Below are 22,324 nucleotides of genomic sequence, written 5' to 3'. Positions count from 1 at the left end.
ATCAGGCCGCCTCCATCGCCGTATCCATTGCCCATTCAACGCAGGGGTCGATGGCCTGCATCACCCATGCCGCCTCCTTTGCCCCGTGGCATTGCGCCAAAAGCGCCGCCGCATCGCCATCCGGGCCGAACCGGCGCGCGGTGGGGGCGTCCATGGTGTAGGCCGCCACCCGCCCCTTGTGAAGCGCCGCGCGGTGCGTCAGCCGCCCCCGCGCGCAGGTCAACCCGGCCACGCCCATGCCCGGTTCGGGTGCATGCATGTCAGGTGCGACCGGCGCTCCAGCCAGCCGCGCGGCAAAGATCGGACGCAAGGCCTCGGGCGCCCGGGCCAGAAACCTCTCGGCCAGACCAGACGCCTCCACCACGCTCCAGTCGCCCGCGATCACCGCGCGCGCCAGTTCGGTCTGCGGGCGCTCGCCGATCAGCACGGCCCAGTCAAGGCAGAGGCGCAGGCCGGTTTCGCGCCGCGCCTCTGCGTGGACGCGCGCGATGCGCCGGTCCAGCTCTTCCTGCGCAATGGCTTCCCCCATCGCCGCCGCCACGGCCAACTCGCCCGCCAACCCCTGCGCCTCGCGGCAAATGCCGTGCAACCGGCGCAGCGCCTGCCCCACCTTGATGGCGGGCAGGCCGATCAGCAGGCCTTGCGCATTGGGGATCGCGCAATGGGCGATCCGGCCCCCGCCGGGTGTTATGGCGATACGGATGGCCGGGCCGGTCACGCCGCATCCTCGCGGTTCAGGCGGAACAGGGCGCGGCGGCTCAGCGCCGGTTTGGGTTCCGGCTCCGGCGCGGGCGGCTCGGTCATGATTTCGGCCATGGCGGCGTCCGCCGTGGCAATGGCCGCCTCCATGGTTTCAAATTCAAACATGGGCGAGAACAATGAGATCGCCCAGTAGAAGCCCAAAGCCGGTTCATGTCCCCGGATCGCCTCATAGGCGCCCGATGGCAAAGCGATATGCCGCTTCTCTCCCACCCGCGCCGGGGCCTCATCCTCAGGGCCAAAAGCCATTACATTCATGAACCACGGTGTAATCAGCACACCCATGCGCCAGCCATCACGCTCGCAGGCCCCGCGCATCGCCATGCCCAGCGCAGGGTTCATCACCGGCACGCCCACCATGCGCGTCTGCGCAATTTCGGCAAACACCGCCTCGACCTGCGCGATCCATGGTTCGGGTTGGCTCATTCCACCACCATAAAGCCTTCCTTGGGCGCGTCGCATTCCGGGCATGTCCAATGGTCGGGCAGATCGGCAAAGGGCGTTCCGGGCGCGATCTGCCAGTATGTGCAGCCATCGGCGGGGTCATAGATATGCCAGCAGATCTTGCATTCCAGCCGCGTCTGCGGGCCGATCTTGCCCACATCCCCGCCAAAGGAACCGTCGAAGAAATGAGACTCGCTCACCGATAAGTGTCCATGATCTCGGCCAGCCGTTCGGCGCTGTCGGCAATGTCCTCGGGCGCGGCCTGCGCCACGGCGGGCAAGGGGCTGATCTCGATCGTGTTGAGGATCAGCGTGTCCTGCGAATTGAAATAGCGCACCCACCAATTGTGCCGCGTTCCCGTGCTGCGGATCCGGCAATTGCCATAACCGCGCGAGAGGATGATGAGATCGCCCTTGCCCAGCGCTTCTTCGAGAAACAGCAGGTCGCCCTCGGTATGGGGCAGCAGCGAGAGGTTGATGACATGCGGCTGCGCGCGCGTGGAGGTGCCGGGGATATGGGCGTTGATTTCGGCGATCAGCGCGGGGGCGTTGAACAGGCCGTCAAAGGTCTTTTCCGGGATCGTCACCTCGCCCTGCGCGCGGCCAAAGGCGGCGGCGATGAAACCCGCCGGAAAGGCGCCGATGTCCACCCGGTCGCCCCGCCGCTCACCTGTCTGACGCACGCGCCACACGCCCGCCAGCACCGATTCCTGCGCCTGATAACTGTCGCCCAGCACGACCGAAACCTCGCCCTCGCCCAGCAATTGATCCACGAAGGCCAGGTCGGCCGGGGCCAGATGGGCCAGATCGACGCTTTCCTCCGGGCCGCCCGCTGCAACACGGTTCAAGGCAGCAAGGATCGCCTCGCCCGCAGCCACGCCTGCGGCATGATCGGCGGCGTCCGCCGGGATGCTGGCCATCGAAAACACCCGCATCTCCTCGGGCATGATCATGTAATCCAGCTTGGCATCATCCGGCCCGTCGGGCTGGCTGCCCGGTCCCACCAGAGCGCTCAGGAGGGTTTCGATTTCAGGGTTCATCATGCGTCTCCGTTGGGCGTGGCGCAGCCCGAAGGCATACGGAAGGGCGGCGGGTCGGACGGTTCACGGCCCAGCATGCCGGGCAGTTCGTTCATATATTCCGACCAGTCGCGAATGCCCTCCATCGCGCCCAGATATTGCCCTTCGCGCAGGAAGATCAGCGCCGGAAAAGAGGCGAAGCGAAAGCGGCGCTGCATCGCGCGCTCGGCATCGCGCGCGGCCACCAGAACGCCGACATGCCCGCCCAGCGCCTTGTCCAGTTCGGGCACCACCACGGCCAGATCATCGCATTCGGCCAGCCGCCACCAGTCCCCCGCCACCAGCAGCATGGAGAGCGGATGGGATGCGGCGATGGTGTCAAAATCCTCCTCGCCCACCACGGCATAGGCATGGCGCGCGATGATCGAGGCAAGCAGCGGCGAATGGGCCGAGCGGTCGAGTTCGGGGGAAAGGTCGCTCACAGGCTGTTCTCCGACAAAAGGTGGTCTGGCAATTGCGGTTCGCGCGCAATCAGATCGGCAAAGGCGGCGTCCAGATCGACCGCCTCGCCGCGCAGCAGCGCCGCCAGCGCATCAGTAGCGGCCAGCGTCTGCAGCGCGGTTTCCTCGTCCATCTTTTCGCGCGCGGCGCCAAGAAAGGTCATCAGCCATTCGCCCGGCGCGCATTCGCCCACCAGCGCGGTGTCGATGGAATGGATCGCGCCATCATGGCTGCACAGCGCAAAACCCGCGCCGCCTTCCACCACGCGCATGGGCAGGCCGACGCACATTACAACGCAACTTTCAGGTTGGGTCCGCCAAGGATTGACTGGATTTCCGCCTCATGGTCCTCCGGCCCCGCAGGCCCGGCCCAGCCATCGGCCAGCACGCGCGCGTCGCCGTGGCGGGGGGCTTCCTGCGCATCGGGGCGGGCGGCCTCATAATGCTCCATCAGCATTTCAAGGCTGCCGATGCCCTGTTCGGGCGAGAGCGGCACCGCGCGGCGCGTGGCATGAACCCCGCGCGTGGCCAGCCATTTCAGCGCCACCTCGATCGCCGGTTCCATCTGCGCCTTGACGCTCTCGCGCAGGGAGCCGCCGAAATCCTCCAGTTCCTCGGGCTGAACCCCCACCAGCAGGATTTCGGCCGGCGGCTCGCCCATCATCTCGGCCATGGCCAGGACTTCCTGAAAGCCGGTCTGGTGCAGCGAGATCTTTTTGGCGCCAAGGAAGCTGGGCACTTCCTCGCCCTCGACAACCTTCATCGTGGCGGGCGGCAAGCCGTAATCCACCGCATCGAACACCACCAGCAGGTCGGCCTCGCGGATGTCCTGCACCAGATAGATGCCCTGCGTGCCGCCATCCATCAGCCGCACATGGTCAGGGAATGACCAGTGGCGGTGGAGATGTTCGACCGCGCGCACGCCAAAGCCTTCATCGGCCCACAACAGATTGCCGATGCCCAGAATGAGTGTGTTGAGCTTTTGCCCGTTCATTGATTGCTCCCCACCATTGCTTCGAATGGCTTCGCTATGGAAAGAGGGATAGCAAGCGCTGTGCCAGTTCCTGCCAAAGCGTGAAGATATGGGCCAAATGGGTTAGGGGTGGCTGCGAGGCGCAGGGGCTAAATGCAAAGATTCTTTCCACTATGGAAAGATAATTTGGACGCCATCTTTCCATGCAAAAAAGGGAGCGGTTTCCCACTCCCCCCTTTGTCATGCTTGGCAGAACCGATCAGGTATCGCGGTCAATCGGCTTGGCATCGCGGAAATTGCGCCAGCCCGAGATCATCGAGGAAATGATCGACTGGCGCGACATGATATCCTCGCGCACGGCGGCATAGATATGGACGATCACAAAGATCACCATCGCCCACATCGCCAGATGGTGCCAGGTGTGCACGGTCTGTGAATTGCCGCCGAACAGCCACAGCACCGGCCCGGTAAAGACCGTGTGGATCCAGCCCGGCCCCTCGCCCTCGCCATAAAGGGCAAAGCCGGTGACGATCATGAACAGGCCCACCCAGACGAACAGGATATGCATGGACACCATCGCCAGCGGATTGTGGCCGATATATTTGCGCGGATGCTCCTCGATCATCGCATACCAGCGCATTTCATGCAGCACGCCTTTCCAGAAGCCGATATGCCAGAAAGGCGGGCGGAAGATCTCGCGCGCATGATGGTTGCCCACAAAGCTCCAGTAGAAGCGCAGGACAAAGCCCACCGCCATGATCTGGCCCGCGCTGAAATGGAGAAAGCGGACCCAGCCGAAGAAGAAATGGCTGGAAGCCTCGCCCACCAGCGTGAAGGGCGGTGAACCGATCAGATAGCCGGTGACGAACAGCACCGTGACGGCAAGCGCATTGATCCAGTGCCAGATGCGCACCGGCGCTTCATAGACATAGACCGCTGGCTCAACGGCTAATGGCGGGTCGATGGGTGTGCTGGCCATGGCGCCCTCTCCCCTTTATGCGGCGAGCAGGGCAAGGCCGGTGGCGCCAAGCGCGAGGCCCGCCGCCAGCCGGCCCTGCGACCGTGAGAAGATCATCCGGCCCATCTGCCAGCCCGCGCCATGCAGCAGCGCCGAAGACACAAGGAAACCGACGAAATAGGCCGCCAGATTGCCGCTGGCCTCGGCGCCATGCGCCAGCCCATGCACGGCGCCCGTGGCCACGATCAGCCCCAGCGCAAGGCCCGAGGACAGCCGCGTGGCCAGCACCAGCAGCGCGCCCAGCACCAGCACCGAGGCCGCCACCATCGGCTCAATCATCGGCAGCGCGCCCGTCATCAGCCCGGCCACAGCGCCCGCCGCCAGCGCGCCCATAAAGGCCAGCGGCGCGATCACCGCCGAACGCGCAGGTCGCGTGGCCGCCCACAGGCCCACCGCCACCATCGCGGCCAGATGGTCCACGCCCGAAAACGGATGCGCCAGCCCCGCCATCATCGAGCCATCATGGCCCGGATGCGCCATCGCGGGCACGGCACTCGCCGCAAGAGCAGAGGCGGCCAGAACAGTTTTACCAATCGCTTTCATCAAACCTCTCCTCTTAGCGGACCTTGACCTGCGCCATTTCCTGACCGTCCGGCCCCATCACATGGGTCGAACAGGCAAGGCACGGGTCAAAACTGTGCAGCGTGCGCAGAATTTCCACCGGCTCTTCGGCGCGCTCAACCTTGGTGTTCATCAGGCTGGCCTCAAAGGCGCCGATGTTGCCCTGATTGTCGCGCGGACTGCCGTTCCATGTGGTCGGCACGACGCATTGGTAATTGTCGATCTTGCCGTCCTTGATGCGGATCCAGTGGCCTAAGGCCCCGCGCGGCGCCTCGGTAAAGCCCACGCCCTTGACCTCGGAGGGCCAGGTCTTGGGGTCGAATTTGGCGGTGTTGGCGGTGGATGTGTCGCCCGCCTTGATATTGGCGATCAGCTTGTCGAGGAAATACTTCTGCTTGCGCGCGGCCCACTGCGCTTCCAGCCCGCGCGCGGCGGTGCGGCCCAGCGTCGAGAACAAGGCGTCCATCGGCACGTCCAGCGTCTTGAGCGCCCAGTCGACCTGTTCCTTGATCTCCTTGTTGCCCTGCATATAGCCGATGACATAGCGGGCCAGCGGCCCCACCTCCATCGCATGGCCGCGCCAGCGCGGAGCCTTGATCCAGCTATATTTGGCGCTTTCGTCGATTTCCTCGATGCGGGTGCTGGTGCCCTTGGCGGCCTTGCCCAGCTCATAATGCGGTTCGGTGACGCCGTCCCACGGGTGCAGGCCCTTGCTCTCATCCTCATATTTGTACCACGAATGGGGCACAAATTCCTGCACCTGCGTCAGGTCGGCCAGATCGACCGGGTGAACCTCATTCAGCTTGCCGTTGATGATCGCCCCGCGCGGCATCAGCAGGTTGGCGGGGCTGTAATCATTCGCCTTGTCGGGAATATCGCCATAGGCCAGCAGTGACTTGTTCGACAGGCCGCCGCCATAGAGCCAGCCCTTGTAATAGGAGGCAATGGCCATCAGGTCGGGAATATAGACATTCTCGACGAACTCGATGCAGCGCTGGGTGATGTCGGCCACGTAATTGAGGCTGGCCATGTTGATCGGCGCGCCCGCCGCCATATCGCCGTCAATGTTGATCGCGCAGGGAACGCCCCCCACCAGCCAGTTGGGGTGAATATCCTTGCCGCCGAAAATCGTGCGCACGCGCATGATTTCCTTCTGGAAATCCAGCGCTTCAAGGTAATGCGTCACCGCCATCAAGTCGGCTTCGGGCGGCAATTTATAGGCCGGGTTGGTCCAATAGCCATTCTTGAACGGCCCCAATTGCCCGCTTTCGACAAATTTGCGCAGGCGCGTCTGCACATCGCGGAAATAGCCGGGCGAGGAATTGGGATGGCTGGGCGAGACTTTCTGCTGCAACTCGCTGGTGGCCTTGGGGTCGGCCTTCAGCGCATTGACCGGATTGACCCAATCGAGCGCGTGCAGATGGTAGAAATGCACCAGATGGTCATGCACCTGAAGCGACAATTGCATGATATTGCGGATCGAATTGGCGTTTTCGGGAATGTCGATCCCCAGCGCGTTTTCCACCGCGCGCACGCTGGTCAACGCATGGGTGCCGGTGCAGACGCCGCAGATGCGCTGGACAAAGGCCCATGCATCGCGCGGGTCGCGACCCTTCAGGATCACTTCCAATCCGCGCCACATCGTGCCAGTGGAAACGGCGTTGCGGATCACATTGTTGGCGTCGAGATTGACCTCGCAGCGCATATGCCCTTCGATGCGGGTGACGGGATCGACGACAACGCGCTTGCCGCTGCTGTCGAGGTTAAAGCCATTGGGCGTGGCGATCGTGGCCATCAGTCCTGTCCCTCAAGTTCGCTGGTTTTGCTGTCTTCGCCGGTCTTCTGGCGGGCGCGTTTCACCGCGCTCGCGGCGGCATGGGCGGCCGCGGCAATGCCCACCACGCCAGCGGCCGTCCCGCCGATCTGGTCGGCATTGGCCTCGATGCCGAAACCCTTGATGTCGGTCAGGCGCTCATAGAACGAACCCTTGTCCCAGAAGCCATCCTCCGAACAGCCGATGCAGGGGTGGCCCGCCTGAATGGGGAAGGACAGGCCGCCGTTCCAGCGCACCGTCGAACAGGCGTTATAGGTGGTGGGGCCTTTGCAGCCAACCTTGTAAAGGCAATAGCCCTTGCGCGCGCCCTCATCGTCGAATTTCTCGACAAATTGCCCGGCGTCGAAATGCGGGCGGCGATAGCATTTGTCGTGAATACGCTGCGAATAGAACATCTTGGGGCGGCCCTGAAGGTCCAGCTCCGGGAAACGCTCGAAGGTCAGGATATAGGCGATCACCGCCGTCATCACCTCGGCAATCGGCGGGCAGCCGGGCACCTTGATGATGGGCTTGGCGGGCAGACCGGGCACCTTGTGCACGGGCGTTGCCTGCGTCGGATTGGGCCGCGCGGCCTGCACGCAGCCCCAGCTTGCGCAAGATCCCCAGGAGATGATCGCCTTGCAATGATCGGCGGCCTCTTTCAACTGCTCAAGGAACGGACGCCCGCCGATGATGCAACTCATCCCTTCCTGATTGAGCGGCGGATTGCCTTCGACCGCCAGGATGAAATTGCCATCATATTTCTTGATGGTTTCCTGAATGATCGCCTCGGCCTGATGCCCGGCGGCGGCCATGATCGTGTCGTCATAATCCAGGCTGATCATCGAAAGGATCACGTCCTTGGCCAGCGGATGGCCCGAACGGATAAAACTTTCCGAACAACAGGTGCATTCCAGCCCATGCAGCCACAGCACCGGAATGCGCGGCTTGGTTTCCATCGCGTTCTGGATTTGCGCGGCGGCGGCGGGCGGCAATCCCAGCGCGGCGGCGGTAAGGCTGCAAAACTTGGTAAAGCTGCGCCTCGTGATACCCTGACGGCGCATCACATCATAAAATGTCTCGGTGGCCATGCGTGTTCTTCCCCGGACGATGCCCCTTGGTCGGGGCTCTGCGTGTTAAGATTTCGGCAGATGTCGTTAAGCAAGGCCTGTGCCAGATACGGATATTGGCGGGAAACGGTCGAAAATGACCGACTGGCGAACCAATCTGGATGGCAAGTTGCCTTCCACAAGCATCGCGCACTTTCCACCCATAGGCGCAAATCCGTCTCCGCAGTTTGCCCCCTTGTTCGCCCGGCGCGGCGCGGCCATAGGCTTGCCCATGAGCATCATTCTGATTGACGCCGGAGGAACCATCTCCTCCCTGCCCGACGCGGGCGGCAAGCTGGCCGGGGGCGCTTCCGGCCTTGGAGAAACGCTGGCCGGGCCTGTCGTGCGACAGGTCTATGCGGGCCTGTCCGAGGACATGACGCTGGCCGACATGGCCCGCGTGCGCGATGCGGTACTGGCCGCGCTGGGTGAGCCGGAGGTGAGCGGCATCGTCGTCGCCCATGGCACCGATGCGATGGAGGAAACCGCCTATCTCATCGACCTGTCATTGCCGCTGACCAAGCCTGTGATCGTGACCGGGGCGATGCTGCCGATCAGCGATCCGGCCAGCGATGGTCCGGGCAATCTGGCCGCCGCGCTGCGCGCCGCCGCCACGCCGGAACTGGCGGCGCATGGCGCGCTGGTGGCCTTTGCCGGACATCTGATCCCGGCGGCGCTGGTGTATAAACATGCCACTTCGGCGCTCGACGGCTTTGGCTGGCGTGGAGGCACGGCGGGCGCGGCCTCGGGCGAGGCGATCACTCCCCCTGCGCCCCTGCCCCGGTTTGCGCCGCTGGTGCCGGTGGTGCCGGATGATGCCTGTCCGATCATCGCGCTTTCGGGCGGGGATGATGGCGCCATGATCCGCGCGGCGGTCGCATCGGGCGCGCGAGGCATCGTGCTGATGGCGCTGGGTCGCGGCAATGGCTCGGTGGGCGCGGCTTTGGCCGTGGCGCAGGCAGGCGTGCCGGTGGTGGTCGCCTCGCGATGCCCCACAGGCTCCACCGCCGCCGATTATGCCAGCGGCCAGCGTTTGGCCGAAGCGGGCGCGATCTTTGCGGGCGGATTGGGCGCGACTCAGGCGCGGATTTTGCTCTCCACCCTGATCGCGGCGGGCGAGGACGATATTGCCGGGCAATTTGCCGCGCGCGGCGCCATTTACACGGAAACCCATTGATCATGCTGACCCATCGCATCGCCATCATGGACGATCTGGACAATCTGCGCGCGCTGATGGCGCGGGCCATCGACCATCTGCAGACCGGCTTCCTGACCCCCGAGCAGATCGCCGCCAGCCGTCATGTGATGGGGCTGGATACCCAGCTCATCAAGGACGGCACCTATTTCCTCGTCGAATCGGACGGCGTGCTCGCGGGTTGCGGCGGCTGGTCCTATCGCGCGACGCTCTATGGCGGCGATGCCAGCGTGGTCGCGCGCGAACCCGAAGTGCTCGATCCGGCCAAAGATGCCGCCCGTATCCGCGCCATGTACACCAACCCCGATTTCGCACGGCAGGGCATCGGTCGCCGCGTGATGCAGGTGTGCGAGGATGCCGCCCGCGCCGCCGGTTTCGCCCGCACCGAAATGATGGCGACCATGGCGGGCGTCCCGCTCTATCGCGCCTGCGGCTACAGCCCCATCGAGGAAGTGCTTTCCGCCCCCATCGACGGGGTCCGGGTGCCTTTGCTGCGCATGGGCAAGACACTGTAGGCAAAGAAAAAGGGCCGGTGATCAACCGGCCCTTTTTTCATCAGAGAATGGTGCCCCTGGCCCGACTCGAACGGGCACATCTTTCGATATCCGATTTTGAGTCGGACGCGTCTACCATTCCACCACAGGGGCGTTATTCCCAAAACCATCTGCGAAGGATCGCCGCAGCGGCTTTGTTCGCCCCGCCTAGCGATCCTTTCGCATCAGATCAATGGCTTTTATCAGCCTTCCTTCAACGCGCCCACCAGCAACTTGTGGAGACGCGAGTGGAGAGCATCATTGCCTGCCAGCACTTCCTTGTCGCAAACCGGCAGCGATTGGCCGCGATAGTTCGAGACGAAACCGCCGGCCTCACGCACCAACAGACAGCCGGCAGCCGAATCCCAAGGCTTCAGGTTCGATTCCCAGAAACCTTCGTAACGGCCCGCCGCCACCCATGCCAGATCGAGCGAGGCCGCGCCAAAACGGCGAATGCCCGCCACCTGCGGCGCGATGGCCGCATAGATCTTGGCCCATTCCAGCGGATCGCCATGGCCCGCAAAGGGAATGCCGGTGGCGATCAGGCTCTCGTCCAGATGACGGCGGCCCGACACGCGCAGGCGGCGATCGTGCAACCAAGCCCCGCGCGACTTTTCCGCCCAGAAGCTTTCATCCGTGATCGGCTGATAGATGATCCCGGCGATAACATCGCCCCAACCATCGCCCGCCGGGCCCTTGCCGTCAAAGGCAGGTTCCTGCGCGGCGATGGAAATGGCGAAATGCGGGATGCCGTGCAGGAAATTGCTGGTGCCATCGAGCGGGTCGATGATCCAGCGCGGGCGGGTGGGATCGCCTTCGATCACCCCGCCCTCTTCCATCACAAAGCCCCAGTCGGGGCGCGCGGCGCGCAATTCGTCATAGATCGTGCGTTCGCTCTGCTGGTCGGCGCGGCTGACGAAATCCGCCGTGCCCTTGCGGCTCACCTGAAGGTGCTCCACCTCGCCAAAGTCGCGACGCAGGCGCTGACCGGCCTTGCGGGCGGCGCGCTCCATCACGCGGATCAGGCCGGAAATTGCCATACTCAGTCAGCCTTACCGACATAGGTGCGTTCGTAAACGTTCACCACGATGCGGGTGCCCGAAGCGATATGGGGCGGCACCAGGATGCGCACGCCATTGTCCAGCACGGCGGGCTTGTAGCTCGACGAGGCGGTCTGGCCCTTCACCACGGCGTCGGCTTCGACGATGGTGGCTTCAACCTGTTCGGGCAACTGAACGCTGATCGGGCGTTCATCGTACATTTCGAGAACCGCTGTCATACCGTCCTGAAGGAAGGCAGCCGCATCGCCCAGAAGGTCGGAAGGCAGGTTGATCTGATCGTAGGTTTCCACGTCCATGAACACCAGATCGTCGCCCTCGGCATAGAGGAACTGGAAATCCTTGGTGTCGAGACGGACTTTCTCCACCGTGTCGGCGCTGCGGAAGCGCACATTGGTCTTGCGCCCGTCGATCAGGTTCTTCATTTCGACCTGCATAAAGGCGCCACCCTTGCCGGGCTGGGTATGCTGGGTCTTTGCGACCTTCCAGATACCGCCTTCGTATTCGAGAATGTTGCCGGGGCGGATTTCGACGCCGCTGATCTTCATGGGGTTTGACCTTCGATGGAAAAGAGCAGGAATAAGTTTGGCGCAAAAGCGCAGTCGGGCGCCCTTAGCGGACCTCGGGCCGTCTGGCAATCATGCAGTGCATGGGGATTGGCGCGCTCTGCATTGGGATTAGCCGCCATTGCGGGCTTGGCCGCGCCCGCCTTTGCCGAGCCCAATGGGCCTGCCTTTACGGTGCGGCGCGGCGAATATGTCTGCGAAATGCCCGGAACCGCGCTGACCGTCGCCGGATTGCGCCGCCCGGAAGAGGATTTCACCATCCGTCAGGGCTCGATCTACAGCACGAGCGAGGGGCGCGGGTCCTATCTGGCCACGGGCGATGAAATTCACATGACAACCGGCCCCAAACGGGGCGAACGCTTTCGCCGGGTCAGCGAGAATTTCCTGCGCAAGCTGACCAGCGAAGGCAAGGAAACCGACCTTCGCTGTATCCGCCGCGTGGCCAACAACCGCTATTGATCGGCGGGCCTCAGCCTTCCACCGGCCAACTGGTGCGGTGGGCCGCCGCCCGCTTCGTGCTGGTGTAGAGCCAGATCAGGGCGGCGGCAAAGATCGTGATGCCCAGCGGCAGCGCCAGATCGCCCGGCTCGATGATTTCCAGCGGGGTCGGGCTGTTGCGGGCCGCGGCGATCCCGGCGAAAACCACGCCGAACAGGCTCTCACCCGCGATCAGACCCGTGGCTGCCAGCACGCCCAGCCGCTCGGCCAGTTCGGGGTCATGGTTCTTCCTGGCCCAATTGTCATAGAGCCGCCCGATGATCGCCCCCACCGGGATCAACAGCGTCAGCCCCATCGGCAGATAGATGCCCATGCCCAGCGCGAGGGGCGGCAGAGCGCCCTTCTTCATCGCGCGCAGCACCTCATCGATGATGACGGCGACCACGCCGATGCCCGCGCCGATGCCGATCAGGCCCCAGTCGAGACTGCCGCCCAGCACGCCCTGCGCGATGGCGGAAATCAACGCTGCCTGCGGCGCGGCCAGCGCCTCGGGCCCGGCATTGGCGGCGCCCTGAAAACCGAAGGTGGTGTTGAGCAGGCTGAGCACCGGCGGGATCACCAGCGCGCCGAACACCACGCCCAGCGCCAGTGCGATCTGCTGGCGCCAAGGCGTCGCGCCGATCAGTTCGCCGGTTTTCAGGTCCTGCAGATTATCATTCGAAATCGTCGCCACGCCAAAGACGATGGCCGTGACGAAGAGCGCAAAGGCCACCAGCGCGCGGGTCGCCTCGGGCGCAATATCGCGGCCGAAGATCGCCGCCAGCAGCAGCGCAATGCCCAGCGCAGAGATGATCCCCGTGCCCGAAATCGGGCTGTTCGACGCGCCGATGAGGCCCGCCATATAACCGCAGACCGAAGCGATCACGATGCCGATCAGCAGCACATAGAGCACGGTCAAAACCAGCACCGGCACGAAATGCGCCTCAATCGGCCCGCCCGAGGCAAAACCGGCCAGCAGCAGCCCGATCGGCACCATCGAGGCGGCAATCACCGCCCCCACCAGCCCAATCGGCAGATCCTGTTCAGCCAGGGCCAGCGCCCCGCCCTGTCCCGATTTACGCGCGCGCTGGGCCGCCATGGCGCCCGCAATGCCGCGCACAATCGGCCCGATCACACGCAGCAGCGTCCAGACCGCCGCCACGCCAATAGTGCCCGCGCCGATAAAGCGCACCTTGCTCTTGAAGACGCCCGACACGAAACCGGCCATTTCATGCATCTCCGGCACCGCGCCCGCCGTGTAATGCGGCACAAGGATGACCCAGCTGATCAGCATGCCGATCAACATCGCCACGCCCACGGTGATCCCCACCAGATGGCCCACGCCGATCAGCGCCAGGCTGAAGCTGGTCGAAACGCCCGAAGCGCCCGCGCCAAAGCGAAAAACGCGCGAGGCTTCCTCGGCCACCACGCCCATCTTGGCCAGCAAAGTATAGCCCACCGACACGCCGGATCCCAGCACGATGGCGGCCAGACCCTTGCGGTTCTCTTCCTCGCCGCCGACGCCTGCGCCGACTTTCAGCACCTCGGCCGCCGCCACGCCTTCGGGATAGGGCAGATCGCTGCCCGTCACCAAAGCGCGACGCAGGGGGACCGAATACATCACCCCAAGAATGCCGCCGACACCGATCACCGCCACCGATTGCCAGTAAGGGAAATCGACCCACCAGCCGATCATGATCAGACCGGGCAGCACGAAGATGATCGCGCTCAAAGTCCCCGCCGCGCTGGCGATGGTCTGGACGATGTTGTTTTCCTGAATGGTCGCGCCCGAGAAATGGCGCAGCACCGCCATCGAGATCACCGCCGCCGGGATCGATGTGGCAAAGGTCAGGCCGATCTTCAGCCCGAGATAGACATTGGCCGCCGTGAAGACGATGGTCAGCAAGGCGCCCAGTACGATACCACGCAGGGTCAGTTCGCGCGTATTCGCGCCGTCAGGATTGGCTTGGGTCATGCCCATGTTCTGACACGCCGACGCCCCTTGGGAAAGGGGCAGCCGACATGCTCTTCAACAACTTTATTGCGCGGCCGTGATGGCTTCCATCAAGGCTTTGACATTTGCCGCCTCATCGCCATTCCAGACCGCGCCCGAAATGGCCAGAAAATCGGCCCCCGCGCGAACCAGCGGCGCGGCATTTTCGGCATTGATCCCGCCGATCGCCACGCAGGGGATTTCAAACAGGCCCTGCCACCAGGTCAGCAGATCCGGCTCGGCGTGATGCTCGACCTCCTTGGTGGTGGTGGGATAAAACGCGCCAAAGGCCACGTAATCGGCCCCGGCCTCTCCCGCTTCCAGCGCCAGATGGCGGCTGTTGTGACAGGTCACGCCGATCTGGGCATCGCGGCCCAGTTCCTCGCGCGCCACCTTCACATCGCCGTTCTGGGCCATATCGTCCTGCCCCAGATGCACGCCATCGGCATTCAGGCGCTTGGCCAGCGTGATCGAATCATTGACGATGAAGGCAATCTCGCGCTCGGCGCAAATGGCCTGAAGCGGAGCGGCCAGACGCGCGGCGGCGTGATCGTCGATGCCCTTCACGCGGAACTGAAACGCCGCGATCCGGTGACGCCCCTTCAGGCCCGCATCAAGCGCGCGCGCCAGCCTTTGCGGAAAATCGCCGCCCACATCGGCGGGCGAGATCAGATAAAGCTGCGTGGGCGCGCGGGTGTGTTCGAAAGTCGGTGCTTCTTCGGTCATGGCCGCGCCCATACCGCATAAAAAACGCGGAGGCCAGTCTCGGCCCCCGCGTCTTTTGCTTCACCCAAGGGGCTTAAGGATTATTCCTTGCCCTTGTAGATGTTGATCAGCTTGCCCAGCATGGCCAGCGCTTCGTCGCGCGGGCGCTGGAACGTGTTGCGGCCGATGATCGAGCCGTTGCCGCCGCCGTCACGGATGTCGCGCGCGTCTTGATAGACGGCGTCGGCGCCCTTGGTGGCCCCGCCCGAGAAGATCACGATGCGGCGGCCGTTGAAGCACGACTGCACGACATGCTTGACCCGATCGGCCTGCGCAGACCAGTCGGTGCCTTCATAGCAGGGCTTGGCTTCGGCCTGTTCGATGTGGTTGCTGGGCAGCTTGACCTTGATGATATGCGCGCCGATCAGCGCCGCGATATGTGCGGCATAGGCGCCCACGTCCAGCGCCAGTTCGCCGCTCTTGGGCAGCTTGCCGCCGCGCGGATAGGACCAGATCACCGTGGCCAGGCCAACGCTGGCCGCTTCGTTGCGCAGTTCCTTGATCTCTTCGATCATCTCGAACACATCGTCCGAGCCGGGATAGATCGTGAAACCGATGGCCGAGCAGCCCAGACGCAGCGCATCATCAACGCCGCCCGTCAGCGCTTGGTTGGCCGCCGTGCCCCAGCTGTTCGAGCTGTTGACCTTCAGGATGGTCGGGATCTGCCCGGCGAACTTGTCAGCGCCTGCCTCCAGCATGCCGAGCGGCGCGGCATAGGCCGACAGACCGGCGTCGATGGCCAGCTGATAGTGGTAATGCGGGTCATAGGCGTCGGGATTGACCGAGAAGCTGCGCGCCGGGCCATGTTCAAAGCCCTGATCCACCGGGAGAATGATCATCTTGCCGGTGCCGCCCAGCTTGCCCTGTGACAGCATGCGATAGAGGTTGGCCTTAACGCCGGGATTGTCGGATTCGTAATTGCTGAGGATCTTCTGGACAACCTTGGTGGTCATGCGTGTTTCCCTGTTGGTTAAGGCCTGTTGTTCATACCTATGCATAGAGGTTTGCATAGGTATGCGCGGCCGGTCTGAAATAGCCCGCCCGGTTTTGCAATGCAACTGCTGCACTGCAACCGGGCGGGCGAATTTATTAGATTTCGAGCGCCTTGACGCCCGGCAGTTCGCGGCCTTCCATCCATTCAAGGAAAGCGCCGCCTGCGGTCGAGATATAGGAGAAGTCCCCCGCCACCCCGGCGTGATGCAGCGCAGCAACGGTATCACCGCCGCCCGCCACCGAGACCAGCGAACCTTCCTTGGTCAGCGCCGCCGCGATTTTGGCCAGAGCCACCGTCGCCGCATCGAAAGGCACGGTTTCAAACGCGCCCATCGGCCCGTTCCACACCAGCGTCTTGCAGGTTTTCAGCGCATCGGCCAGCGCCTCAACCGCGCTGGGACCAACGTCGAGGATCATCTCGTCGGCGGCCACTTCATGCACGTTGCAGGTGCGCAGCGAAGGCGGATTGGCTTCAAACGTCTTCGACACCACCACTTCATAGGGCAGATGCACGGTGCAACCGGCAGCGTCGGCCGCTTCCATGATCTCTTCGGCGGTGCTGGCCAGATCATGCTCGCACAGGCTCTTGCCCACATCCACGCCGCGCGCGGCCAGGAAGGTGTTGGCCATGCCGCCGCCGATGATCAAGTGATCGACCTTGGTCACCAGATGCTTGAGCACATCGAGCTTGCTCGACACCTTGGCCCCCCCGACAACGGCGGCCACCGGACGTACCGGATTGCCCAGCGCATTTTCCAGCGCTTCCAGCTCAGCCTGCATCGAACGACCGGTATAGGCGGGTAGCACATGAGCCAGCCCTTCGGTGCTGGCATGGGCGCGATGCGCGGCCGAGAAAGCGTCGTTGACGTAGAAATCGCCAACCTCGGCAATCGCCTTGACCAGCTCGGGATCGTTCTTTTCTTCGCCCGGCCAGAAGCGGGTGTTTTCCAGCAGGGCAATATCGCCCGCGCCCAGAATGCCCACCGCCTGCTTCACGACATCACCGGCCACTTCGGGAACGAACATCACTTCGCGGCCCAGTACCTTTTCCACCGCGCCCACGACCAGCGAGAGCGACTGATCCGCCACGCGATTGCCCTTGGGACGGCCGAAATGCGCCAGCAGCAGCACCTTGGCGCCCTTGTCGGCCAGTTCCAGAATGGTCGGCGCCACGGCGCGCACGCGGGTGTCTTCCGTCACCGCGCCATCCTTCATCGGCAGATTGAAGTCCACGCGCACCAGCGCGACCTTGCCGGTCACATCGCCCAGATCATCGAGCTTGCGAAAAGCCATCACTAACCCCCAATTCGGAACGCAGCTTTAGCGTCCGATCGTAAACATATGCCTGAGAGACAAAGGGCGGAAAGGTTTCCCTTCCCGCCCCGGTGTTCCATCAGAGGAACTTGGCCATCGCGCCTGCCGTGTCCAGCATGCGGTTCGAGAAGCCCCACTCGTTGTCGTACCAGCTCAGCACGCGCACCAGCTTGCCGTCGATGACAGCCGTTTCCAGCGCGTCGATGGTCGAGCTGTGCGGATCGTGGTTGAAGTCGATCGAAACCAGCGGCTCTTCGGTATAGCCCAGCACGCCCTTGAGCGGACCTTCGGCGGCAGCCTTGAGCAGAGCGTTCACTTCCTCGATGGTCGTGTCACGCTTGGGCTGGAACGTCAGGTCGACGACCGACACGTTCGGGGTCGGCACGCGGATCGACGAACCGTCCAGCTTGCCCTTAAGTTCGGGCAGCACTTCGCCCACGGCCACGGCAGCGCCGGTCGAGGTCGGGATCATGTTGAGGGCAGCGGCGCGGGCGCGACGCGGATCCTTGTGGATCTGGTCCAGGATCTTCTGGTCGTTGGTGTACGAGTGGATCGTGGTCATCAGGCCACGCTCAATACCGATCGATTCATGCAGAACCTTGGCAAAGGGCGCCAGGCAGTTGGTGGTGCACGAAGCGTTCGAGACGATCAGATCGTCGGCAGTCAGCGTTTCATGGTTCACGCCGAACACGACGGTCTTGTCGACCTTCTTGGCGGGCGCCGAAATCAGCACGCGCTTGGCGCCGGCGGTCAGGTGCTTGCCGGCCGAATCACGGTCGACGAAGAAGCCGGTGCATTCCAGCGCGATGTCGATGCCATTGGCGGCATGCGGCAGGTTGGCGGGGTCCTTCTCGGCGGTCACCTGAACGCGCTTGCCGTTCAGGATCAGGTCGTTGCCGTCCACTTCGACGGTGCCCGAGAAAGTGCCGTGGACGCTGTCATGCTTGAACAGACGGGCATTGGCCTTGGCATCGGCCAGATCGTTGATCGAAACCAGTTCGAGCCCGCAATCGGGGCGCTCCAGAATGGCGCGGGCCACATTGCGCCCAATGCGACCGAAACCGTTGATGGCAACCTTCACAGCCATGAGTATCCTCCTCGTTAGTTCTGGAGTGCCGCAAGAATTTGCGGCGCAATCTTTTCAGCCGTAAGACCGAAATAGTCATAAAGAGCCGGGGCCGGAGCCGACGCGCCAAAGGTGTCGATACCAAAGCGCAGACCGTCAAGGCCCGTAATACGTTCCCAGCCAAAGGTCGTACCTGCCTCGATGCTGACCTTCAGCACGTCGGCGGGCAGAACTTCAGCCTTATAGGCCGCATCCTGTTCAAGGAAACGGCTCATCGACGGCATCGAGACCACATCGGCGCCCACACCCTGCGCTTCAAGCGCGGCGCGAGTCGCCATCGCGATCTCTACTTCCGAACCGGTCGCCACGATCACCACCTTGCGCTGCACCGTGGCGGCGGCAAGACGATAGGCCCCCTTCGCCGTCAGGTTCGGACCCGAGTGGCGCAGTTGCGGCAGGTTCTGACGGGTCAGAGCCAGCACGCTGGGGCGGCCTTCATTGGCGATCGCCAATTGCCATGCCTCGGCGGTTTCAATCACGTCGGCGGGGCGGAACACTTCCAGATTCGGGATCATGCGCATCGACATCACATGTTCGATCGGCTGATGGGTCGGACCATCCTCGCCAAGGCCAATCGAATCGTGCGTCAGCACATAGACCACCTTGGCCCGCTGAATAGCCGACATACGAATGGCATTGCGGCAATAATCCGAAAACACAAGGAAAGTGCCGCCATAGGGGATGATCCCCCCATGCAGCGCCATGCCGTTCATGGCCGCAGCCATGCCGAATTCGCGGATGCCGTAATAGACATAGCGGCCCGAATAGTCCTGCGGACCAAAGGGCTTGGTCGACTTGGTATCGGTCAGGTTCGAACCGGTAAGGTCGGCCGAGCCGCCCACCATTTCGGGCACATGCGCGGTCAGCACTTCCAAGGCCAGCTGGCTGGCCTTGCGGGTGGCGACCTTCTGGTTGCCTTCGAGCCATGCGTCGAACGTGGCCTGCACCTCGGTCTGATCCGGCAGCTCACCGTTCATGCGGCGCAGCAGTTCGGCGCCCTTGTCGCTGGCCGCCACGCGCGCGGCCCAGTCAACCGCCGCCGTCTTGCCCAGAGCGCCCACATTGCGCCAGTCGCCCAGAATGTCGGCGGGCAGTTCGAAGGGCGGCAGGCTCCAGCCCAGCTCACCGCGCGCGGCCGCCACTTCGGCATCGCCCAGCGGCGAGCCGTGAACCGAATGGCCGCCCTGCTTGTTGGGCGCGCCCTTGCCGATGATCGTGCGGCAGGCGACGAGCGAGGGGCGCGGATCGGCCACCGCTTCGGCAATCGCGCGTTCGATATCGGCGAAATCATGCCCGTCGCAGGACACCACATGCCAGCCGGTCGCCGTATAGCGCGCGGCCACGTCTTCGCTGGTCGACAGGTCGGTGTCGCCGTCGATGGTGATGCGATTGTCATCCCACAGCACGACCAGACGGCCCAGCTTGAGGTGCCCGGCAAGGCCGATGGCCTCGTGGTTGATGCCTTCCATGATGCAGCCGTCGCCAGCGATCACGAAAGTCTTGTGGTCAACCAGATCGTCACCGAACTGGGCATTCAGGTGACGCTCGGCAATGGCAAAGCCCACCGACATGGCAAGACCCTGACCCAGGGGCCCTGTGGTGCATTCCACGCCCGGCAGCTCAAAATTCTCCGGGTGACCGGCGCAAACCGAGTGCAGCTGGCGGAAATTCTTGATGTCCTCGATCGTGGGCTGCTCATAGCCGGTCAGGTGCAGCAGGCTGTAGATCAGCATCGAGCCGTGGCCCGCCGAGAGGATGAAGCGATCGCGGTCGGGCCAGCGCGGCTGGGCCGGATCGAACTTCAGGAATTTCGAAAACAGCACCGTGGCAACATCGGCCATGCCCATCGGCATGCCGGGGTGGCCCGAATTGGCGGCCTGAACCGCATCCATCGAGAGCACACGGATGGCGTTGGCCATGTTTTGCAGGCGGGGGGCGGTAATGCTCATGATGCTTCCGAAAGCTCCGAATAGGTATGCACAGGCACACAGGCGTGCGATTCGCGCCGCCTCCATTGCGGACCGTGGGGCGCTGCGTCAACCTCTGCGCAGAGCCAAAATGGCATCGAAATCGCCGCAACCGTTGTCATTTGGGCCGCTGCGGCCTTTGCAAGGGCAAAATTATTGCGCTACGCCTCTGCCCCTGATGGTCAGCAGCGAACAAGAACCCGCCCCGATGAACAGCGCCCTCGACCGGATCGAGGCCGCGATGGACCGGATCGCCCATGCAGCACAGCGCGCCCGACAGGCTCGCCTCGATGCGGCCGGTCGGACCGCCCAGCTTGAGGTGCGCCACGAAATCCTGCGCGAAAAGGTGGGCGAGGCGCTCACCACCCTCGATGTGCTGATCGCAAGGGCGCAGCAATCATGAGCCGGGTCGATCTGATGATCGGCGGGCGCGATTATGCGGTCGCCTGCTCCCCGGGCGAGGAAGAGCATGTCCGGATGCTGGGCCGCATCATCGAGGAAAAGATGGATGCCCTGCCCGGCACGACGAATCAGAGCGAAGTGCGCTCGATGCTCTTTGCCTCGCTCCTGCTGGCCGACGAACTGCATGAGTTGCGCCAGCAGGTCGATCAGGGCGCCCCGCGCTGCGATCCCGCAACGGCCGAGCGGCTGGAGACTCTTGCCGCAAGACTTGAACAACTGGCCGCCTCGGTTGAAGATCTTATCTGACCTTCGTTCTGGCCCTTGAGAAATTGCCCCATCGCGCCTACATGTGTGCGTGACGGGTACTGCCCGGTGCGAGCCGCATGAAAATCCCTGAGGCTATAAGCAATCCTAGGGGGCTGTCCCTGCCACTGGCTCTGGCCTCTGGTACATGGTCCCCACCTGACGTCGAGGCGTCAGAGGATTTCCCGGCAACGGCCCATGGTGGTCCCGTCACCCTTTATATGTTGCGCGTTGGCCCTCCGGCCAACGCTTGCGGCGCCAGCCCTCTCCCCCTGCCCTGCCACCCAGATGATAACCCGTAGGGTAGCATGGCAGGGGGAGAGGGCTGACGCCGTTTGAGAGGCTGACTTGACCGACAAGAAATCCCTGCGCGCCCGTTTGCGCCGCCTGCGCCGCGAACATGTGAATGCCCTGCCCGCCTCTATGTCCGCATTGCTGTTTCTGCGCCCGCCCGGCGCGGTGGCGGCGCTGGCGGGCGAAGGATCAGTTGTGGGCCTTTATCACGCCGTCCCGGGCGAGGCCCCCACGCGATCCTATGCCAAATGGTTTGCCGAAAACGGTCGGCGAATCGCCCTGCCGTGGTTTGCCGCCGTGGGCGCGCCGATGCAGTTTCGCGCATGGAACGATCCCTTTGACGACGAAGGGCTGGAAACCGGCCCCTATGGCGCGCTCCAGCCCTCTGCCGATGCCGAGGAACTGTTTCCCGATGTCGCCTTCCTGCCGCTGGTGGGTTTTACTGAGGATGGCCTGCGGCTGGGGCAAGGCGGCGGGCATTATGACCGCTGGCTGGGCGCGAATCCGGGGGTGATGGCGCTGGGGCTGGCATGGGATTGCCAGAAGGTGGACAGCCTGCCCACAGAGCCCCATGATATGCCCCTGCGCGCGGTGATCACCCCCACCCGCCTTTACGGAGATATCTGATGCGCAAAGAGCCTACGTGGCGGATTCCGGCGGGCCTGTTGCTGCTGCTGGTCGGACTGGCGGTCTATGCGGCGTTGGTGGCGCGCTATATCGCGCCGTGGATCGCGCCTTGGCCCGCGCTGGGGCAAATGCCGATCTATGTCGTGCTGGGCGTGGTCTGGCTGCTGCCCTTGCGGCGATTCCTGATTTGGATGGAGACCGGGCGCTGGGGCTAAATCCCCCGGCGTTTAATCCAGACGCAAAAAAGGCCCGATCCGCGATGGACCGGGCCTTTTTGTTTTCCTTTCGGAAATGGACCCAAGGTGGCGCGAGTGACGGGGCTCGAACCCGCGACCTCCGGCGTGACAGGCCGGCACTCTAACCAACTGAGCTACACCCGCGCAATATGCTTGGGCCTCGCAAGGAACCATGAAGTGGCGCGAGTGACGGGGCTCGAACCCGCGACCTCCGGCGTGACAGGCCGGCACTCTAACCAACTGAGCTACACCCGCTCACTTCGATGTTTCCTTCGGGGCA

At 63.7% G+C, this 22,324-nt stretch carries 26 protein-coding genes and 3 tRNA genes; 7 read left to right on the top strand and 22 right to left on the bottom strand.

What is annotated here, in order from left to right:
• Position 1: 1 nt before the first annotated feature.
• From FHW92_RS07840 to FHW92_RS07790, 11 genes are all read right to left on the bottom strand, one after another.
• Positions 2 to 718, bottom strand: a complete 717-nt coding sequence (locus FHW92_RS07840) for a Ni,Fe-hydrogenase I large subunit (protein ID WP_168602675.1) — start codon at positions 716 to 718, stop codon at positions 2 to 4.
• A complete protein-coding gene (gene hybE, locus FHW92_RS07835) occupies positions 715 to 1,185 on the bottom strand; it encodes a [NiFe]-hydrogenase assembly chaperone HybE (protein WP_168602674.1) in 471 nt (156 codons plus the stop codon). Before hybE ends, FHW92_RS07840 begins: the two co-directional genes overlap by 4 nt.
• Positions 1,182 to 1,403 (bottom strand): rubredoxin, encoded by a 222-nt coding sequence (locus FHW92_RS07830; RefSeq protein WP_168602673.1) that lies wholly within the window; start codon positions 1,401 to 1,403, stop codon positions 1,182 to 1,184. The genes hybE and FHW92_RS07830 overlap by 4 nt, the downstream gene beginning before the upstream one ends.
• Positions 1,400 to 2,245 carry a hydrogenase expression/formation protein gene (locus FHW92_RS07825; RefSeq protein WP_168602672.1) on the bottom strand — a complete coding sequence of 282 codons (846 nt, stop codon included), beginning with the start codon at positions 2,243 to 2,245 and terminating at the stop codon, positions 1,400 to 1,402. The genes FHW92_RS07830 and FHW92_RS07825 overlap by 4 nt, the downstream gene beginning before the upstream one ends.
• Positions 2,242 to 2,703, bottom strand: a complete 462-nt coding sequence (locus FHW92_RS07820; RefSeq protein WP_168602671.1) for a hydrogenase-1 expression HyaE — start codon at positions 2,701 to 2,703, stop codon at positions 2,242 to 2,244. Before FHW92_RS07820 ends, FHW92_RS07825 begins: the two co-directional genes overlap by 4 nt.
• Positions 2,700 to 3,011 (bottom strand): HypC/HybG/HupF family hydrogenase formation chaperone, encoded by a 312-nt coding sequence (gene hypC, locus FHW92_RS07815; protein WP_168602670.1) that lies wholly within the window; start codon positions 3,009 to 3,011, stop codon positions 2,700 to 2,702. The genes FHW92_RS07820 and hypC overlap by 4 nt, the downstream gene beginning before the upstream one ends.
• The gene (locus FHW92_RS07810; RefSeq protein WP_168602669.1) at positions 3,011 to 3,715 is read right to left on the bottom strand and encodes a HyaD/HybD family hydrogenase maturation endopeptidase; all 705 of its coding nucleotides are present in this window, start codon (positions 3,713 to 3,715) and stop codon (positions 3,011 to 3,013) included. Before FHW92_RS07810 ends, hypC begins: the two co-directional genes overlap by 1 nt.
• A gap of 238 nt (positions 3,716 to 3,953) precedes the next feature.
• Positions 3,954 to 4,673, bottom strand: a complete 720-nt coding sequence (cybH, locus tag FHW92_RS07805) for a Ni/Fe-hydrogenase, b-type cytochrome subunit (RefSeq protein WP_168602668.1) — start codon at positions 4,671 to 4,673, stop codon at positions 3,954 to 3,956.
• Positions 4,674 to 4,688: 15 nt separating this feature from the next.
• On the bottom strand, positions 4,689 to 5,255 hold the full coding sequence (locus FHW92_RS07800; protein WP_168602667.1) for a HupE/UreJ family protein: 567 nt from the start codon (positions 5,253 to 5,255) through the stop codon (positions 4,689 to 4,691).
• 13 nt (positions 5,256 to 5,268) lie between these two features.
• On the bottom strand, positions 5,269 to 7,068 hold the full coding sequence (locus FHW92_RS07795) for a nickel-dependent hydrogenase large subunit (RefSeq protein WP_168602666.1): 1,800 nt from the start codon (positions 7,066 to 7,068) through the stop codon (positions 5,269 to 5,271).
• A complete protein-coding gene (locus tag FHW92_RS07790) occupies positions 7,068 to 8,177 on the bottom strand; it encodes a hydrogenase small subunit (protein WP_168602665.1) in 1,110 nt (369 codons plus the stop codon). The genes FHW92_RS07795 and FHW92_RS07790 overlap by 1 nt, the downstream gene beginning before the upstream one ends.
• Positions 8,178 to 8,427: 250 nt before the next feature.
• On the opposite strand from FHW92_RS07790, the gene FHW92_RS07785 reads away from it, so the two are divergent.
• Both FHW92_RS07785 and FHW92_RS07780 read left to right on the top strand, forming a co-directional pair.
• Positions 8,428 to 9,372 carry an asparaginase domain-containing protein gene (locus FHW92_RS07785; RefSeq protein ID WP_168602664.1) on the top strand — a complete coding sequence of 315 codons (945 nt, stop codon included), beginning with the start codon at positions 8,428 to 8,430 and terminating at the stop codon, positions 9,370 to 9,372.
• A gap of 2 nt (positions 9,373 to 9,374) precedes the next feature.
• Positions 9,375 to 9,905, top strand: a complete 531-nt coding sequence (locus tag FHW92_RS07780) for a GNAT family N-acetyltransferase (RefSeq protein WP_168602663.1) — start codon at positions 9,375 to 9,377, stop codon at positions 9,903 to 9,905.
• 48 nt (positions 9,906 to 9,953) lie between these two features.
• Here FHW92_RS07780 and FHW92_RS07775 read toward each other — a convergent pair.
• From FHW92_RS07775 to efp, 3 genes are all read right to left on the bottom strand, one after another.
• A tRNA-Leu gene (locus FHW92_RS07775) sits at positions 9,954 to 10,037 on the bottom strand.
• An 89-nt stretch (positions 10,038 to 10,126) separates the two neighbouring features.
• Positions 10,127 to 10,963: an inositol monophosphatase family protein gene (locus FHW92_RS07770; RefSeq protein ID WP_168602662.1), complete on the bottom strand. Its 837-nt coding sequence runs from the start codon at positions 10,961 to 10,963 to the stop codon at positions 10,127 to 10,129.
• 2 nt (positions 10,964 to 10,965) lie between these two features.
• Positions 10,966 to 11,529, bottom strand: coding sequence for an elongation factor P (efp, locus tag FHW92_RS07765; protein ID WP_168602661.1), 564 nt, complete (start codon positions 11,527 to 11,529; stop codon positions 10,966 to 10,968).
• 123 nt (positions 11,530 to 11,652) lie between these two features.
• Between efp and FHW92_RS07760 the strand changes: the two genes are divergently transcribed.
• Positions 11,653 to 12,006: a hypothetical protein gene (locus FHW92_RS07760; RefSeq protein ID WP_168602660.1), complete on the top strand. Its 354-nt coding sequence runs from the start codon at positions 11,653 to 11,655 to the stop codon at positions 12,004 to 12,006.
• 10 nt (positions 12,007 to 12,016) lie between these two features.
• Here the strand turns inward: FHW92_RS07760 and FHW92_RS07755 are convergent, their stop codons facing one another.
• From FHW92_RS07755 to tkt, 6 genes are all read right to left on the bottom strand, one after another.
• Positions 12,017 to 13,999 carry an oligopeptide transporter, OPT family gene (locus tag FHW92_RS07755; protein ID WP_168602659.1) on the bottom strand — a complete coding sequence of 661 codons (1,983 nt, stop codon included), beginning with the start codon at positions 13,997 to 13,999 and terminating at the stop codon, positions 12,017 to 12,019.
• A gap of 63 nt (positions 14,000 to 14,062) precedes the next feature.
• Positions 14,063 to 14,743, bottom strand: coding sequence for a thiamine phosphate synthase (gene thiE, locus FHW92_RS07750; protein ID WP_168602658.1), 681 nt, complete (start codon positions 14,741 to 14,743; stop codon positions 14,063 to 14,065).
• An 80-nt stretch (positions 14,744 to 14,823) separates the two neighbouring features.
• Entirely contained in the window at positions 14,824 to 15,735 is a 912-nt protein-coding gene (locus FHW92_RS07745) for a class I fructose-bisphosphate aldolase (protein WP_168602657.1), read from the bottom strand.
• Between the two features lie 136 nt (positions 15,736 to 15,871).
• On the bottom strand, positions 15,872 to 17,068 hold the full coding sequence (locus FHW92_RS07740) for a phosphoglycerate kinase (protein ID WP_168602656.1): 1,197 nt from the start codon (positions 17,066 to 17,068) through the stop codon (positions 15,872 to 15,874).
• A 100-nt stretch (positions 17,069 to 17,168) separates the two neighbouring features.
• On the bottom strand, positions 17,169 to 18,176 hold the full coding sequence (gene gap / locus FHW92_RS07735) for a type I glyceraldehyde-3-phosphate dehydrogenase (RefSeq protein WP_168602655.1): 1,008 nt from the start codon (positions 18,174 to 18,176) through the stop codon (positions 17,169 to 17,171).
• Between the two features lie 14 nt (positions 18,177 to 18,190).
• A complete protein-coding gene (tkt, locus tag FHW92_RS07730; RefSeq protein ID WP_168602654.1) occupies positions 18,191 to 20,164 on the bottom strand; it encodes a transketolase in 1,974 nt (657 codons plus the stop codon).
• Between the two features lie 196 nt (positions 20,165 to 20,360).
• Here tkt and FHW92_RS07725 point away from each other — a divergent pair, with 196 nt between their 5' ends.
• The 4 genes from FHW92_RS07725 (at position 20,361) to FHW92_RS07710 (ending at position 22,023) form a co-directional block, all read left to right on the top strand.
• On the top strand, positions 20,361 to 20,585 hold the full coding sequence (locus tag FHW92_RS07725; protein WP_168602653.1) for a hypothetical protein: 225 nt from the start codon (positions 20,361 to 20,363) through the stop codon (positions 20,583 to 20,585).
• The gene (locus FHW92_RS07720; RefSeq protein WP_168602652.1) at positions 20,582 to 20,890 is read left to right on the top strand and encodes a cell division protein ZapA; all 309 of its coding nucleotides are present in this window, start codon (positions 20,582 to 20,584) and stop codon (positions 20,888 to 20,890) included. Before FHW92_RS07725 ends, FHW92_RS07720 begins: the two co-directional genes overlap by 4 nt.
• A 345-nt stretch (positions 20,891 to 21,235) precedes the next feature.
• Positions 21,236 to 21,808, top strand: coding sequence for a 5-formyltetrahydrofolate cyclo-ligase (locus FHW92_RS07715; RefSeq protein WP_246869996.1), 573 nt, complete (start codon positions 21,236 to 21,238; stop codon positions 21,806 to 21,808).
• Complete coding sequence (locus tag FHW92_RS07710) at positions 21,808 to 22,023, top strand: DUF2842 domain-containing protein (protein WP_168602651.1); 216 nt, start codon at positions 21,808 to 21,810, stop codon at positions 22,021 to 22,023. The genes FHW92_RS07715 and FHW92_RS07710 overlap by 1 nt, the downstream gene beginning before the upstream one ends.
• 88 nt (positions 22,024 to 22,111) lie before the next feature.
• Here the strand turns inward: FHW92_RS07710 and FHW92_RS07705 are convergent.
• Both FHW92_RS07705 and FHW92_RS07700 read right to left on the bottom strand, forming a co-directional pair.
• A tRNA-Asp gene (locus FHW92_RS07705) sits at positions 22,112 to 22,188 on the bottom strand.
• 34 nt (positions 22,189 to 22,222) lie between these two features.
• Positions 22,223 to 22,299 (bottom strand) — tRNA-Asp (locus tag FHW92_RS07700).
• Positions 22,300 to 22,324: the final 25 nt, after the last annotated feature.

Source organism: Novosphingobium sp. SG707, assembly GCF_012275515.1.
Taxonomy (GTDB): Bacteria; Pseudomonadota; Alphaproteobacteria; order Sphingomonadales; family Sphingomonadaceae; genus Novosphingobium.
This window is presented reverse-complemented; position numbering and strand designations above follow the sequence as displayed.